The sequence below is a fragment of the Tessaracoccus bendigoensis DSM 12906 genome (assembly GCF_900141915.1).
GTDB lineage: Bacteria > Actinomycetota > Actinomycetes > Propionibacteriales > Propionibacteriaceae > Arachnia > Arachnia bendigoensis.
In genome coordinates this window covers 23,430-38,560 of the sequence record NZ_FQZG01000023.1, presented here as the reverse complement: position 1 = coordinate 38,560, position 15,131 = coordinate 23,430, and the positions used below count along the sequence as shown (strand labels likewise).

Here is a 15,131-nt window from a genome sequence, read left to right as displayed (position 1 = left end):
CGCAACACAGGAGGGCGGTGTGCCGGACCATGGGTAGTTACCTGGCCCGGCGCGCCGCCTTCCTGCTGATGTCGTTCGTCTTGGCGATGCTGCTGATCTTCGTCCTGCTGCGGCTCCTGCCCGGCGATCCGGCTAACGCGCTGCTCTCCGTCGACGCCACCCCGGAGCAGATCGAGGCCGCCCAGCAGCAGGTGGGCTCCAACCTCCCCGTCCACGAACAGCTGACGCAGTGGGTCGGAGACGTGCTGCGACTCGACCTCGGCACCTCGTTCATCTCCGGCACCCCCGTGCTGCCCGACATCGTGTCCCGGTTGGAGGTGACGCTGCCGCTGACCCTGATCTCCTTCGCCATCTCCGTGCTGCTGGCCAGCGTGATCGGGTACGTCGCCGCGGCTCGGTCGCACACGCGGCTCGGCGTCGCCGTGACCGCTGTGGCGCAGCTCGGCATCGCGGTGCCCGTCTTCTGGATCGGGATCCTGCTCGTGTGGCTGTTCGCGTTGGAGCTTCGGTTGTTCCCCTCCGGGGGGTTCCCTCGCGAGGGCTGGGCGGACCCGCTCGCGGCGCTGCGCTCCCTCTTCCTACCGGCCACCACGATCGTGATCGTCATGACCGCCTCGCTGGTGCGCTACGTCCGGTCGGCCACCCTCGATGTCCTGGAGAGCGACTACCTCCGCAACGCGCAGGCGTTGGGCAGCGGCTTCGGCGAGGCGTTCCTGCGCCACGGGGTCCGCAACGCCTCGGTGCCTGTCATCTCGATCCTGGGGATCGAGCTCGCGTCCACACTGCTGGGCGCCGTCGTGGTGGAGAGCGTGTTCACGCTGCCCGGGTTGGGGAGCATGCTGACCAAAGCCATCGCCCAGCACGACTATCCCAGCATCCAGGGGATCCTCCTGGTGACAACGTTCTTCGTGCTGATCGTCGGTTTCGCGGCCGACGTGGCCCAGCGCTTCGTCGATCCGCGACTGCGGTCCAGCCTCTCCGGGGCGCACGCGTGAGCGCCGGGATCGAGATCCGCAGCGCACTCCCGGAGCCGATCGCCCCGGCCCCGGCTCGACGGCGGGGGCTGCCGGTGAGCCTCCTGATCGGCCTGGTGCTACTGGCGGCAGTGGGGATCATCGGCGTCGTCTCGCTCCTTTGGCTGCCTTACGACCTGGCCGACACCACCGGCGGACGCCTCGAACCACCCGGACCTAATCACTGGTTGGGCACGGACAAGCTCGGCCGCGACACCGCCAGCTTCGTCATGGTGGGCACGAGGATTGCACTGACGGTCGGTCTCAGCAGCATGGCGATCGCGATGGCGATCGGCGTCATCGTCGGCCTGATCGCCGCGTTCGCCACCGGCTGGGTTGACGACGTGCAGTCCTCTCTCCTGGACGTGGTGATCGCCTTTCCCACCCTGCTGCTCGCGATGTTGATCGGCGCCATGCAGGGCGCCAGCCTGACCTCGGCGGTGGTCTCGATCGGATTGGCAGCCTCGGCGGTGGTGGCGCGACTCACCCGCATCCTGGCCAAAGGGCTGCTGCGGCGGCAGTTCGTCACCGCTGCCCGCACGTCGGGCACCAGTTGGCTGCGTATCGTGTTCATCCACCTGCTGCCCAACATGTGGCCCACGCTCGTGGTGACCGCCGCGCTCATCTTCGGCACCGCAGTCCTCGCGGAAGCGAGCCTCTCGTACCTCGGACTCGGGGTCCCACCACCGAACTCGTCGCTGGGCCGCCTGCTGCAGGGCGCGCAGAGCACCGTCCTGACCGCCCCGTGGGGCGCCGTCGCCCCAGGCGTGGTCATCCTGGTGATCGTGCTGGGGGCGAACTCCCTGGCCGACGGCCTACGCGAACGCTTCGATCCGACCCGACGGGAGCGCAGATGACCATCGAGGTCGAGGACCTCACCATCACGGTCGCGGGATCCGGCAAACGCGTCGTCGACGCCATCTCGTTCAGCCTCGACCCAGGCGAACGGATCGGGATCATCGGCGAGTCCGGCTCCGGAAAGTCAGTCACCACCCTGGCGCTGCTCGGCCTGCTGCCCCGGTCACTGACGGCCTCAGGATCCATTCGCGTCGACGGCACCCAGATCATCGGAGCCTCCAAGAAGCAGTTGCTGGAAATCCGGGGACGCCGGATGGCGAAGATCTTCCAGGACCCCTCAACCGCGCTCGACCCCCTCACCCGAGTCGGCGAACTCATCGCCGAGCCCCTCCGGCGGCACCAAGGGCTCCGCGGCCATGAGCTGAACGCCGCCGTCGAGCGGGCGTTGGCGGAGGTAGCGCTACCCGACACCGAGCGGCTGTCGCGGGCGTTCCCCCACGAAATCTCTGGCGGACAAAGGCAGCGCGTCGCCATCGCGATGGCTCTGGCCTGCCGCCCGGCGATGCTGATCGCCGACGAACCGACCACCGCCCTCGACGTCACCGTCCAGGCGGAGATCCTCGACCTCATCCGTCGACTCTGTGTCGATCATGGGATGGGGCTGGTGTTCGTCTCCCACGACATCGCCGTGGTCTCACAGACCGTCAGCCGCGCCCTGGTCATGCAGGGAGGCCAGATCGTTGAACGGGGTCCGATCGATCAGATCGTCCACGCACCGACCGACCTGTACACGCTCCGGCTCGTCGGCAGCGCCCGCGCACTCGACGAGGCACTGACCACGGGGAGGGTCTCGTGACCACGCCATTACTGCTGGCCTTCGAGTCCGTCGGCTTCACCTACCACGGCGCCACCGACCCCGCCCTCAACCGCGTCACTTTCGCGCTGCCCCACGGCGAAAGCCTCGGGATCGTCGGCGAGTCGGGCTCAGGCAAATCCACCGCACTGAAACTGCTGCTCGCGCTCCACCAGCCCACCGTCGGCCGCGTCCTGTTCGACGGGGCGGAGCTGAATGTGCGGGACCGCCGCCAGGTGCGCGAGCTGCGCCAAACGGTTCAACCCGTGTTCCAGGACCCCTACGCCTCACTGGACCCAAGGATGCGCGTCGACAGGATCGTCGCCGAGCCGCTGCTGTCGCTGGGCATCGGCGGAACCGCGGCCCAGCGGCGTGCCCGAGTGGCGGCCGCGATCGAGGAGGTGGGCCTGGACGTCGACACCCTCGCCCGCTACCCCCACGAGTTCTCCGGAGGCCAACGGCAACGGATCGCCATCGCGCGAGCCCTGGTCACCGACCCGGCCGTCCTGGTGGCCGACGAGCCGGTCAGCGCCCTGGACGTCACCACCCGCATCGAGGTGATCGAGCTGCTGGCCCGACTCCGCCGCGAGCGACAGTTGAGCATCGTGATGGTCTCCCACGACATGAGCGTGGTCGCGGCCCTGTGTGACACCACGGTGGTCCTCAAGGACGGTGAGGCCATCGAAGCGGGAGAGACGATGTCGATTCTGAACGACCCACAGGAGGCTTACACGCGCCAACTGATCAACGCGATCCCTCGCCTCCCGGCCGCTCCTGCTTCTGGCCGATGATGAGGGGGGCCTTGCCGAGCGGGGTGCGGGCAAGGCCCTGAACTGCGGTGATGTCGACGTGGATGTCGTCGCTGACGCCGGCGGCTGCGAGGCCGGCTCTGAGTCGGCGGGTGATCTGGTGCAGGTCCACCTGTCGGTCAGGGTCCACGATTCGTACCGTGATCCCCTCGGTGGTTTGTTGGACCTGCCAGCCGTGGACGGCTACCGGTTCGAGGGCGTCGTGAAACAGGCCAGGCTGAACGCGCACGGGTTCTCCGGTTCGGCTGTGCATGCGGAGGGTCGCTTCGGTGCGGCCAGCGACGGTGTCCAGGCACCTGAACGGCAGTCCGCACTTGCAGGGTTCGGTGGCCAGCCGGATCGAGTCGGTCAGTTCGTAGCGGATCAGCGGCAGGGTGCGGCTGAACAGGACGGTGGCCAGGAGACGGTCGGCCAGTTGGCCGTCGGGGACGGGCCGGTAGGCGCTGTCGACGGGTTCGATGATGACGAAGTCCTCGTACAGGTGCATCGAGCCGTGGCTGCAGGTCGACGCGATGGTGGCGGTTTCGGTGGCGGCGTAGGTGTCGATCACCTGGACGCCCCAGGCGTCGATGGCAGCCCGCCGCGCTGGAGGGAGTTGCTCTTCGGAGGCGGTGATCACCTTCTCCGGCGCGATGTGGAGGTTCCCGGCGGTTTGGGCTTCGGCCAGTGGCGTCAGCATTGAGGCGTAGCACACCAGTAGTCGGGGCTGGAATCTGTTGAGCGCCTCGACCAGGGCCTCGATGGGCTGTGTGGCGTCGAGTCGGAGGGTGGGGGCCAGGGGGTTGCGCAGGGAGGCGCCGACAACCGCTGACTGGTGGGCGGGGTTGCGAGTGGACACGATCGCGGTCGGCACAGGTCGACGCGGGCCGACCTTCACCTGGGCCCAGTCGTTGACCCGCGCGTAGGAGGAGAGGATGCGGATCCATTCGCGACGGTTCCACACGAAGACGCCCCGTTGGCCGGTTGAGCCGGCAGTGGCCGCTGTCCACCACCGACCCTGCCAGGGCTGTCCGGGATCACCACCCAGGGATTCCAGATCCTGCAACCGGCGGGTCACCGAATCGAGGCGAAGCACCGGAGAGGTCACCAGCCGGTCCCACTGCGCCATCAGCTGCGTCTTGGTCAAGGGCGGCAGCTGCGCCAGCGATGCCGACTGCATGCCGCGATGCTGGTCGGCATAGAAGGGCGAGTGGCGGCCGGCATGGTCGCGCAGACGCGCCAGCATCCGCTGTTGGTAGGTGTCGAGCTGGGTGCGGGTCCATCGATCATGCCGGTGGGTCCTCGCACGGGTCACCAGCAGCTCCCCGAACAGGGCTGTCATCGCCGGCCCCTAACAATGACGGGCTCCGGGACAGTAGGGGTTCCACCTGCGCCGACGTATGTCGAGGCCGCTTCGGTGGCCCTGGCCACCGCTCGCAGCAGTGCCCCGAATCGGTCCATGCCTTCGGCAACGTATGCCGCGTGGAACTCGAGTCCCACGGTGGCGCCGAAGACGTCGCCGGCTCCGACTGGGGCCAGTTCGTCGGCGACTGGTTGCGTCGGGATATGTGTTGCGGTGCCGTGGTGGCAGAGGGTGGCGCCGCGTGGTCCTTGGGTGACCACGAAGCCGGTGTCCCGCGCGGCGTCGTTTGCTGACCAGCGTGTGGCCTTGGCGAGGGCGTCGGTCAGGTCGTCGTCGGAGAAGACGACGAGGTCGAAGCAGGACCACGTCGCGGCCTCATCGTCATCGATGTCGCGACGCAGCACCTGCCGGTAGACGTCGTGGGTCGTGGGGCCGCTGGTTCGCATCAGGCCTTGGGCCAGGAGCACGCGGACGGGGGGTCTGTCCTGGCGTGCCGCGGCGATGGTCTCGATGTCGTCGGTTCGATCACGGTCGGGGACCAGTGGGCAGAAGTAGAGCAGGTCGAAGGCCCCCCCAAGAGGCTGGCACGCGATGGGCTGGAGTGGGCGGTCGGCGGGGCGCCAGTACTGGACTCGTTGCTGGTCGGCGACGCGCTCGTTGCTGGTTCGCCTGGTCGGCTCGACCACGTTCCTGTAGGACAAGGAGCGCTGGCCGGAGGGTCCCCGGTCGCAGGCGAACTCGTCGAGGAAAGGAAGCAGATCCGAGGCGTAGGGGCCGCTGACCACGGGGCGCAGCCCATGCTCCAGCCGAAGGTGCCGGGCGATGAACAACGTCGGTGACCCCCACGTCGAGGCGAGGGCCTGCCTGCCCACCGTGTTGTGGTCGATGCAGAGATCGCCGATCACGATGACCGGGGAAGGCCCTCCGTGCGAGGTCGCCTGGGACGGGTGGGCTGACTGGACAGATGCCGTGTGCAGGTCCAGTTGCCGTGCGTGCGTGTCGCCAGACGGGTGGATGCCGTGGGTTCTGGTCACTGATGCCCCCTTGCCTTCAGCGTTCGCTGGGTCTCTGTGGTGGGGTCGGATCCTACGCCGCGGCCAGGGGTCAGTGGCGGTGCCCGGCGCCTGGGCGGCCGTGCATGAGCAGCATCATGCCTGCGCAGAGGAGGCCTCCGATCAGGGCGCCTGCGCCGCCTCCGCTGAACAGGGACCACAGCCCGAAGCCGATCAACGGTAGGCACATCAGGAGCATGTGCCACACGTGGCCACCATGGCCTTGGTGCTGCTTGGCGGGGCCGGTGGCCGCGGGTGGGGCGTCGGGGCCGGTGTCGGTGGGGCGGTGGTGGCTGTGGAGGCTCATGAGCCGGGTTCCTCTCGTTCGGGTGCTGCTTCCACTGTGCGGGGTCCGGATTCAGATCCGATCCGCGGCCGGTCAACCTCTGATCAAGAACGGTTCAGCTGCGGACCAGGCGCGAGATGGCTGTGGAGGCCTCGGCGACCTTGGCGTCCCGGTAGGCGGGGTCCGGGGAGTCGATGGCCTGGGTGAGGCAGTGGCGGAGGTGGTTGCCGACCAGGTCCAGGGCGACTGAGCGCAGCGAGCCGGTGACTGCTGAGGTCTGGGTGAGGATCTCGAGGCAGTTGGCGTCCTGGTCGACCATGCGGGCGATGCCACGGATGTGGCCTTCGATCACCGCGAGTTGGCCGATGAGTTCCTGACGCTGTGGGTTGCTGGTCATTGTCCTGGACCTGGTCTGGTACGGCGCCTAGTGGTGGTGCGGGGCGGGGGTGGGCTCGTGGTGGTGCTCGCCGTCGGTGTGGGGGTGTCCGTAGCGGGCGGGGTCGGCGTCGAAGGCTTCGGCGCAGTGGGTGGAGCAGAAGTAGATCGTGGTCTCGCCGATGGTGCGGGTGGCGGCCGCGGTGGCGGGCTTGACCTTCATTCCGCAGACGGGATCGATCTGGGCGGTGGCGGTGGTCTTCTTGCCGAACATGGGGGTGTCCTTTCCGGTGGTGTGGTGCTGGGTGGTGGGGGTTTCGCCGCCGATTTCGACGACGGGGGTGACGGGGGTGACGGGGGTGACGGGGGTGGGGGTCTGGTCGATGGGGTGTGGTGCCCAGCGGCGGAGCCGGTTGGCGTTGGTGACCACCGACAGTGAGGACAGGGCCATGGCTGCGGCGGCGACCATGGGGCTGAGCAGGATCCCGAAGACGGGGTAGAGCAAACCTGCGGCGATGGGGATGCCGAGGGTGTTGTACAGGAACGCGAACACCAGGTTCTGTTTGATGTTGCGCATAGTGGCCCGCGACAGGTCAACGGCGGTGACCACCCCTGACAGGGCGCCGGAGATCAGGGTGATGTCGGAGGATTCGATGGCCACGTCGGTGCCGGTGCCGATCGCGGAGCCGACGTCTGCCTGCGCGAGGGCGGGGGCGTCGTTGATGCCGTCGCCGACCATTCCGACGATTTTGCCTTCGTCCTGGAGGCGTCGGACTTCGGCGGCCTTGTGGGCGGGCATCACTTCGGCGACCACGCGACGGATCCCGACCTGGGAGGCGATCGCGGCGGCGGTTGCCCGGTTGTCGCCAGTCATCATGATGACCTCGATGCCGCGTGCCTGGAGGGCCGCGACCGCGGCCGGGGAGCCGTCCTTGATGGTGTCGGCGACCGCCACGATTCCCGCGGGGAGCCCGTCGACGGCCACCAGCATCGGCGTCTTGCCCCCTGCTGCGAGCGCGTCATGCAGCGGCTGCAGCGTGTCGGTACTGATGCCATTTTCGTCGAGAAGTCGCCGGTTGCCGACCAGGACGTCGTGGCCGTCGACGTGGCCGCGGACGCCTTGCCCGGTGACCGAGTCGAAGTCAGTGACCTCGCCCAGGGTGAGACCGCGGTCGGTGGCGCCGGTCACGATCGCCGCCGCCAGGGGGTGCTCGGAGCTGTTCTCGATAGCGGCGACCCAGCCGAGGAGCTGGTTCTCATCGAACGCTGCCACGGTGGCGACGTCGGTGAGGGTCGGTACACCCTTGGTGATGGTGCCGGTCTTATCGAGGATGATCGCGTCAAGCTTGTGCGCGGTTTCCAGTGCTTCAGCGGAGCGGATCAGGATGCCGTGTTCGGCTCCCTTGCCGGTGCCCACGGTGATCGACATCGGGGTCGCGAGCCCCAAGGCGCAGGGGCAGGCGATGATCAGGACCGAGACCGCGGCGACGAGCGCGAACACGAACACCGGCGGGGGACCCACCAGCAGCCAGATCGCCAGCGTCCACACCGCGATGATGATCACGACCGGGACGAAGTAGCTGGAGACCTTGTCCACGAGCCGTTGGATGGGGGCCTTCGAGCCCTGGGCCTCACGGACCAGTTTGATGATCTGGGCGAGCATGGTGTCGGAGCCGACCTTGGTGGCGACATATCGCAGTGCCCCGGTGGCGTTGATGGTGGCGCCGATGATGGTGTCGCCGACGGTCTTGGCCGCAGGGATGGATTCGCCGGTCACCATCGACTCGTCGACCGCGGAGGATCCGTGGATCACTTCACCGTCGACGGGCATCTTCTCCCCGGGACGGATCACGATCACATCGCCGACGACGACGTCCTCGACCGGGATCTCCAGTTCGGTGTCGTCGCGCAGGACCCGGGCGGTGCGGGGCTGGAGGCCGATCAGTTTGCGGATGGCCTCACCGGTGCCGGCCTTGGCTTTGGTTTCCAGGAGCCGGCCGAGCAGGATCAACGTGATGATCACACCGACGGCTTCGAAGTACACCTGCCGCAACTCCTCAGGCAGGAGGCCGGGGGCGAAGGTGACCACCAGGCTGTAACCGAACGCCGCGACAGTGCCCAGCGTGATCAGCGAGTTCATGTCCGCGGTGCGGTGCGACAAGGCCCGCCACCCGACGCGGTGGATCGGCCACCCCGACCACAGCATCACCGGCGCAATCAACGCCAACTGCAGCCAGGGACTCATCAAGATCTCAGGCACCCAGGTGGCGCCGAACAGTTCGACGGCCATCACCGCGATCAGCGCCGGGGCTGTGAGGATCGCGCCGATGGTCACCCGCCGGGTCAGGTCCCCGATCTCCGCGGCCCGCTCCGCCTCATCGTCATCGGCGCCGTCGGTCGACAGACCCGTCGCCGCCGGGGAGGCGGTCGTCTGCGCATGATGCTCCGGTGCGGTGGTGGGGGTGGGTGCGGTGTGGGGGTCGCCGGTGACGCGGATCAGACCGGAGACCATGTTCATGCCGCATGCGAAGCGGAACTCGCCGGCCTCCGTGGGCGTGAACTCGACGGCGGTGGTGCGGTACGCGGGAAGGCTCGCGTTGACCTTGAAGTCCGACATCACAACTCGCGAGGTGCACTCACCGCCCTCTCGGCGGTCGAACATGATCCGCACCGGCATCCCGGGACGCACCCCGTCGATCACGCCGGGGTTGTAGCCGCCGTCGACGGTCACATCGATCACCTGAACACCGTCCTCGATGCGGACTTTCCCGGCCCGTTTCGGGCCAAAGAAGAACCACAACAGCAGCCCGGTCAGGACCACCGCCCCACCTATGACCAGCCAGAGCATCACAATCTCCACTTCTTCTCGACTCCCACCCATTACCCTGGGGGGGTATAACTCGAGGGTAGACCCAGGAAGGTTCGGAAATGACCCAGAGGGGGTCAGGCTTCGGTCAAGATTTCCCGGCCGTCGTCCACAGGGACTGTGGTGAGGGCAAGTCGGTGGCGGGACCCGGGTCGGGGGCGGCGCCGGCGTCGGGTCAGTTCGAACCCGGAGCGGTCGAGGGTGGCTCGGACCTGCGAGCTGGTCACGGCGCCGGCCGGCGCCAGCGTCAACAGCGACTCGCCGTGCGGCTCCAAATCCATGCCGACGGTGTGCACCCCGGGCAAGGCCCGGACCGCGTCCACAGCGCTGATCATGCAGCGCCAGCAGCTGAGCCCGCGCACCCCGTAAATGGCCTGTGTCATCGTCGCCACGTCGAATCACCCTCTCTTCTCTGGTCGGTTTCGCGTGTCCAGGTCGATGGTGCCCCCGGCGATGTCGGGAACCGGTCTGGGTGTGGTCAAGATCCCGACAAGACCCGGCCAGGTGGGCGGATCTTCACTGCACCCTGTCCGGGTCCTACTCGTTGCTCAGGTGACTGGCCGTGTGGCTCACCAGTCGGCGGGGCCGACAGCCGTCGGGTGCGTGGGGGCCCGGCGGGTGGTCGAAGAGCGATCCACATGGCCGCCAGCACAGCGAGGAGCCCGACGGCGGTCCATCCGCCCGGTCGCTCGCCCAGTGCGACGGAGGCCAACGCGATACCAAGGACCGGAGTCAGGAACGTCCACGCCGTCAACGTGTCGAGCCGGCTGCGGCGCGCCTCGGCGAACCACGCCACGGTCGTCGCTGCGGTACCAACCAGGGCCAGGAACGCCAGCGAGAGGGTGAAGCGGGGACTCCATAGGATCACCGGCGAGCCCTCCACGGCCGCGGCGAGCATCATCAGTCCAGCCGCGCCAATCAGCAGGTGCCACGCGGTGGCCGTGACCAGATCCAGCCCGGTCAGCCGCCGGGAGAGCAGGGTGCCGGCGGTCACGGCGGCGGCTGACAGGAGCGACAATGCCGCCCCGCTGCCCCCGCCACCGGGCAGCGCAACGGCGACCAGCCCGGCGAAGCCGACGACCAGGGCGGCCGAAGTCCGGGGGGAGAGCCTCTCGCCGTAGAAATACCAGGCGGGGAGGAGGATCAGCAGGGGCTGGGCGTTGGCTAGCACCGCGGCGGTCCCGGTCGCGCCGCCGGCGACCCCGCCGAACATCGCGGCGAATGCCACTGTGACGTTGACCAGGCCTAGGACCGTGATGAGTCCCCAGGCGCGCCAGCCACGGGGGACAGGGCGGTGCCAGGCGGCGCCGAGGGCCAACAGGGCCGCCCCGGCGATGAGGGCCCGCAACGCGGCGAACCACAGCAGGGGCGCGTCGCGAAGCCCCCACTCGATCGCCACGAAGCACGCCCCCCAGGCCGCTGTGATCCACAGCATCCGCAACGCCTTCGGCCGCCGGGTTTCTTCGGCCACCGCTCCGGTCGCCGAAGCGGTGAGGCCAACAGGGACGTCCACGCCCACCCCCGGTCAGCGGATGCCGGACGGCACTGGAGCGGTGGGCTCCGGCTCCCGGACCTGGCCTTGCGGCGCGGCCGGGGCCTGCTGCGCGGGCAGCCTGAGCTGTTTGAGCAGCAGGGCATTGACGGTGACGATGACCGTGGAGCCCGACATCGACAGGGCGGCGATCTCTGGGCGCAGCATCAGGCCGAAAGCGGGGTAAAACACCCCGGCGGCGATCGGCAGCGCGAGGACGTTGTAACCGATGGCCCAGGCCAGGTTCTGACGCTCCTTGCGTACGGTTCCCTTGCCGATGCGCAGTGCGACGGAGACATCCAAAGGGTCCGAGCGCATCAGGACGATATCCGCGGTCTCGATTGCCACGTCCGTCCCGGCACCAATCGCGATACCGATGTCGGCCTGGGCCAACGCAGGCGCGTCGTTGACGCCATCACCCACCATCGCGACCGTCTTCCCGGCCTGCTGCAACTCGGCGATCTTGTTCGCCTTGTCCCCGGGCAGAACCTCGGCGATGACGGTGTCGATGCCGAGCTGGTCAGCGATACGTAGAGCGGTGGCCTCGTTGTCGCCGGTCAGCATGACGACCTCGATCCCGGACTCGTGCAGGGCGGCGACAGCGGCAGCAGCAGTGTCCCGCGCGGCGTCGGCCAATGCGATGACACCAACCGCGCGCCCATCCACCGCGACGAGCACCGCGGTGCGCCCCGATGCGGCCAACTCGTCACGGCTCACGGCCAGGTCGCCGAGGTCGACGTTCTCCCGGACCATCAGGCGGAGGTTTCCCACCAGGACACGTCGCCCGTCGACGGTGGCGGTTGCGCCGTGGCCCGGGACGTTGAGGAACTCGCTCACGGAGAGCACGGGCACGCCGCGCTCGGCGGCTCGGCGGTCGATGGCGCGGGCCAGGGGGTGCTCAGACTCACGTTCGACGGCAGCGACCAAGGCCAGCATCTCATCCTCGCCCATCCCCGCCGCGACAACGTCGGTGACCTCAGGCTCCCCCTTGGTCAGGGTGCCCGTCTTGTCCATCACCACCGTGTCGATCCTCGCCATCCCCTCGAGGGCGGTGGCGTTCTTGAACAACACTCCCCGCTTGGCGCCCATCCCGGTACCGACCATGATCGCAGTCGGGGTCGCCAGACCGAGAGCGTCGGGGCATGTGATCACCACGACGGTGATGGCGAAGAGCATCGCCTGTGCCACGCCGACGCCGGCGAGCATCCATACCGCGAAGGTGACGGTGCCCCCGATGAGGGCGACGAACACCAGCCAGAACGCGGCCCGGTCGGCCAGGCGCTGGCCCGGGGCCTTGGAGTTCTGGGCCTCCTGAACCATCTTGACGATCTGCGCCAACGCGGTGTCCGCGCCGACTCTCGCGGCGCGGACACGCAAGGTGCCGGTGGTGTTGATCGAGGCACCGATCACGTCCGCGCCGGGCGCCTTCTCCACCGGCATGGACTCTCCCGTCACCATCGACTCGTCGACTTCGGACTCCCCCTCCTCCACCACCGCATCGACTGGGATCTTCGCCCCCGGCCGTACCAGTAGCAGGTCACCGGTGACGACTTCGGAGGTCGGGACCTCCACGGGCTGACCGTCCCGGAGCACGACTGCCTGGGAGGGCGCGAGTTCGAGCAGCGTCCGCACAGCGTCGGTCGCGCCGCCACGAGCCCGCATCTCCAGCCAGTGCCCGAGCAGGACGAAGGTGGTCAGGACCGTGGCGGCTTCGTAGAAGACCTCACCCCCGCCGGTGAACGTGACCACCAGGCTGTACAACCAGCCCGCCCCGACCCCGACCGCCACCAGGACCATCATGTCCAGCGTTCTCGCGCGGAGCGCCCGGAAGGCGCCGTCGAAGAAGATCCACGCCGAGTAGAACACCACCGGAAGGGACAAGATCAGCGAGAAGACGTCGTCGCGCAGCCCGAAGGGTGCCGGCACGGTGAACCCCAGGACCTCTCGCCCGATCGGCGACCAGAACAAGATGACCACCGACAGGACCGCGGCGACCAGGAGCCGGTTGCGCATGTCGCGCACCATGTCCACCATCGACCCACCGTGCCCGCCGTGGCCCATCACCGCCTGCGCGGACCCGCCAGCCTCATCCTCACCGCCCCCGTGGCCGGTGTGCATTTCGTGGCCGATGTGGGGGTCGGTCGGGACTGGTTCCGTCATGGGGTGGCAGATGTGGCCCGGTACCGACTGACCGGTGCAGTGATAGCCGCAGTCGTTGACCCAGCCGACCAGTTGGGCGACCGAGGTCTGGTTCGGGTCGTAGGTGACCGTCGCGGTCTGGGAGACAGCGCTGGCCTCGACGGCCAGCACGCCGGGTACCCCTAGTAACGTCTTCTCGATCACTGATTCCGAGGTGGCCCAGTGCAGGCCACCGGCCTCCAGGACCGTGGTTTGACTCTTCATGATCGGGTCTTCCTTTCAGGCCGCTTGGCCGACAGGTCGTGCGCCGACGGGCTCGGCGGATGCCTGCCCGTCCGTCGGGGCTCAGGCCGTCGTCGCCCGGACCGGGGCGGGAAGGAACTCCCGGCGCATCCCCAGGGCCTCGTCCGTCATTTTGATCGAGGTGGAGCCGTCGGTCACGGTGCCGGCCAGTGCGCGTATGGCATCGATGGTCTCGGGGACGACGATGGCCTCGTTGTAGACCTGATAGGTGAGGTAGGCCTCGTCTCTCTCGACGGTCAGGACGTCTTCCCACAGGGCGACCTCCCACATGTCCCCCCGCGGCCGGCCCAGGTCGCGCATAAGTTCGACCGTTGTGTTCAGGGCAGTGAGACCGTCGGCCATCCGGATGAATGCAATCCGGGGTGCGGCCCGCAGCGCCTCTAGGACCTCCTCGCGGCTGGCCGGTCGGTTCAGCTGCAGGGTCCAGTAGTGGTTGTGTGTCTGGGTGTGGGCGGCCTTCGCCGCCATGGTCACCACATCCAGGTTGGGCAGGACTGTACGGGCGTCGGGGCCCTGGTGGGACGGGATGGATCCCTCGGGGACCATGGTGTTCATGATGCCGCCATGGTGAGACTCGCCCGGGTCGGTGGCCCGGCGGATGAGCACCCCGCGGGCGCGGGCGAGGAGGTCGGCGTCCTGCAACGCGCCGAGGACGCGCACGATGCTGGTGGTGTTGCAGGACACCACCCGGGTGGAGTCCCGGCCGAGCGCGGTGGCGTAGTTGGCCTGGGCGACAAAGGAATGCCCGGTGGTGGCATGGGACTCCCCACCCTGGAATACGGCCTTGACTTGGGCGGCCCGGTAGGCCTGCAGGTTGGTGGCGGCGACCTTCTTCGGGGTGGTATCCACGACCACGTCCACTTGGTCGAGCAGATCAGGCAGTGTCCCAGCCAGGGGCACCCCGGCCGACTGCATCGCGGTGCGCGCGTCGTGGGTGGCCGCGAACACATCTATGCCGAGCCCGGCTGCAGTCCGTACGTGCCAGTCCGTGGCGATGTCCGCCACCCCGACGAGGTCCATGTCCGGCATTGCCCGGACGGCGTCCGCGACCCGCTTGCCGATCACTCCGTAGCCGTTGACGGCAACCTTGATATTCATAACAGCCTCCAGTGCTTGTTTCGTGTCGTGTGTTCTCTGAATCTTGGGTCGTGGTCGATGGGTTCGGCCGGTGAGGGTCAGGCGGCGCGCTATCGGCAACTCCTTGGCTGCCGATGATGGTGACCAGCTCACTACGGTGGTGGACGAGAAGGCCCCACCGCCCCACCTATGACCAGCCAGAGCATCACAATCTCCACTTCTTCTCGACTCCCACCCATTACCCTGGGGGGGTATATGTCGAGGGTAGACCCGGGAAGGTTCGGAAACGACCCAGGGGGGGTCAGGCTTCGGTCAAGATTTCCGGGCCACCGCTCACAGAGGCGGCGTGGAGCGGTGTCGGACCCCGGGGCGGGGGCGGCGCAGGCGTCGGGTCAGCTCGAATCCGGAGCGGTCGAGGGTGGCTCGGACCTGGTCGCAGGTCACGGCTCCGGCCGGGGCCAGGGTCAGCAGCGACTCGCCGTGCGGCTCCAGATCCAGGGCGACGGTGTGCACCCCGGGTAGGGCGCGGACTGCGTCGACGGCGCTGATCATGCAGCGCCAGCAGCTGAGTCCGCGCACCCCGTAGGTGGTCTGTGTCATCGTCGTCACGTCGAATCACCCTCTCTTCTCTGGTCGGTTTCGCGTGTCCAGGTCGATGGTGCCCCGGGCTGTGTCCGGGACTGGTCT

General features: G+C 68.3%; 14 protein-coding genes. 4 read left to right on the top strand and 10 right to left on the bottom strand.

Going from position 1 to position 15,131, the window contains the following annotated elements; genetic code table 11:
• Positions 1-29 precede the first annotated feature (29 nt).
• From BUC15_RS07760 to BUC15_RS07745, 4 genes are read left to right on the top strand one after another with little or no spacing between them, the layout of a single operon-like run.
• Positions 30-995, top strand: a complete 966-nt coding sequence (locus tag BUC15_RS07760) for an ABC transporter permease (RefSeq protein ID WP_073186949.1) — start codon at positions 30-32, stop codon at positions 993-995.
• A complete protein-coding gene (locus tag BUC15_RS07755; protein ID WP_217652162.1) occupies positions 992-1,870 on the top strand; it encodes an ABC transporter permease in 879 nt (292 codons plus the stop codon). Before BUC15_RS07760 ends, BUC15_RS07755 begins: the two co-directional genes overlap by 4 nt.
• On the top strand, positions 1,867-2,667 hold the full coding sequence (locus tag BUC15_RS07750; RefSeq protein ID WP_073186948.1) for an ABC transporter ATP-binding protein: 801 nt from the start codon (positions 1,867-1,869) through the stop codon (positions 2,665-2,667). The genes BUC15_RS07755 and BUC15_RS07750 overlap by 4 nt, the downstream gene beginning before the upstream one ends.
• Positions 2,664-3,455, top strand: coding sequence for an ATP-binding cassette domain-containing protein (locus BUC15_RS07745; RefSeq protein WP_073186947.1), 792 nt, complete (start codon positions 2,664-2,666; stop codon positions 3,453-3,455). Before BUC15_RS07750 ends, BUC15_RS07745 begins: the two co-directional genes overlap by 4 nt.
• On the opposite strand, the gene BUC15_RS07740 is transcribed toward BUC15_RS07745, so the two are convergent.
• The 10 genes from BUC15_RS07740 to BUC15_RS07695 all read right to left on the bottom strand — a co-directional run bounded on the left by BUC15_RS07740 (position 3,409) and on the right by BUC15_RS07695 (position 15,053).
• Positions 3,409-4,794 carry a phenylacetate--CoA ligase family protein gene (locus BUC15_RS07740; RefSeq protein ID WP_073186946.1) on the bottom strand — a complete coding sequence of 462 codons (1,386 nt, stop codon included), beginning with the start codon at positions 4,792-4,794 and terminating at the stop codon, positions 3,409-3,411. The genes BUC15_RS07745 and BUC15_RS07740 overlap by 47 nt on opposite strands.
• On the bottom strand, positions 4,791-5,849 hold the full coding sequence (locus BUC15_RS07735; protein WP_073186945.1) for a PfkB family carbohydrate kinase: 1,059 nt from the start codon (positions 5,847-5,849) through the stop codon (positions 4,791-4,793). The genes BUC15_RS07740 and BUC15_RS07735 overlap by 4 nt, the downstream gene beginning before the upstream one ends.
• Before the next feature lie 70 nt (positions 5,850-5,919).
• Positions 5,920-6,174: a hypothetical protein gene (locus tag BUC15_RS07730; RefSeq protein ID WP_073186944.1), complete on the bottom strand. Its 255-nt coding sequence runs from the start codon at positions 6,172-6,174 to the stop codon at positions 5,920-5,922.
• A gap of 94 nt (positions 6,175-6,268) precedes the next feature.
• The gene (locus BUC15_RS07725) at positions 6,269-6,550 is read right to left on the bottom strand and encodes a metal-sensitive transcriptional regulator (RefSeq protein ID WP_073186943.1); all 282 of its coding nucleotides are present in this window, start codon (positions 6,548-6,550) and stop codon (positions 6,269-6,271) included.
• A 27-nt stretch (positions 6,551-6,577) separates the two neighbouring features.
• A complete protein-coding gene (locus BUC15_RS07720) occupies positions 6,578-9,376 on the bottom strand; it encodes a heavy metal translocating P-type ATPase (RefSeq protein WP_084189439.1) in 2,799 nt (932 codons plus the stop codon).
• Between the two features lie 95 nt (positions 9,377-9,471).
• Positions 9,472-9,777 carry a hypothetical protein gene (locus tag BUC15_RS07715; RefSeq protein WP_139280149.1) on the bottom strand — a complete coding sequence of 102 codons (306 nt, stop codon included), beginning with the start codon at positions 9,775-9,777 and terminating at the stop codon, positions 9,472-9,474.
• A gap of 95 nt (positions 9,778-9,872) precedes the next feature.
• Complete coding sequence (locus tag BUC15_RS07710; RefSeq protein ID WP_245787920.1) at positions 9,873-10,907, bottom strand: DMT family transporter; 1,035 nt, start codon at positions 10,905-10,907, stop codon at positions 9,873-9,875.
• A gap of 12 nt (positions 10,908-10,919) precedes the next feature.
• Positions 10,920-13,328, bottom strand: coding sequence for a heavy metal translocating P-type ATPase (locus BUC15_RS07705; RefSeq protein WP_073186939.1), 2,409 nt, complete (start codon positions 13,326-13,328; stop codon positions 10,920-10,922).
• Positions 13,329-13,409: 81 nt separating this feature from the next.
• Positions 13,410-14,465 (bottom strand): type II glyceraldehyde-3-phosphate dehydrogenase, encoded by a 1,056-nt coding sequence (locus BUC15_RS07700; RefSeq protein WP_073186938.1) that lies wholly within the window; start codon positions 14,463-14,465, stop codon positions 13,410-13,412.
• Positions 14,466-14,777: 312 nt separating this feature from the next.
• On the bottom strand, positions 14,778-15,053 hold the full coding sequence (locus tag BUC15_RS07695) for a heavy-metal-associated domain-containing protein (RefSeq protein ID WP_073186937.1): 276 nt from the start codon (positions 15,051-15,053) through the stop codon (positions 14,778-14,780).
• Positions 15,054-15,131: the final 78 nt, after the last annotated feature.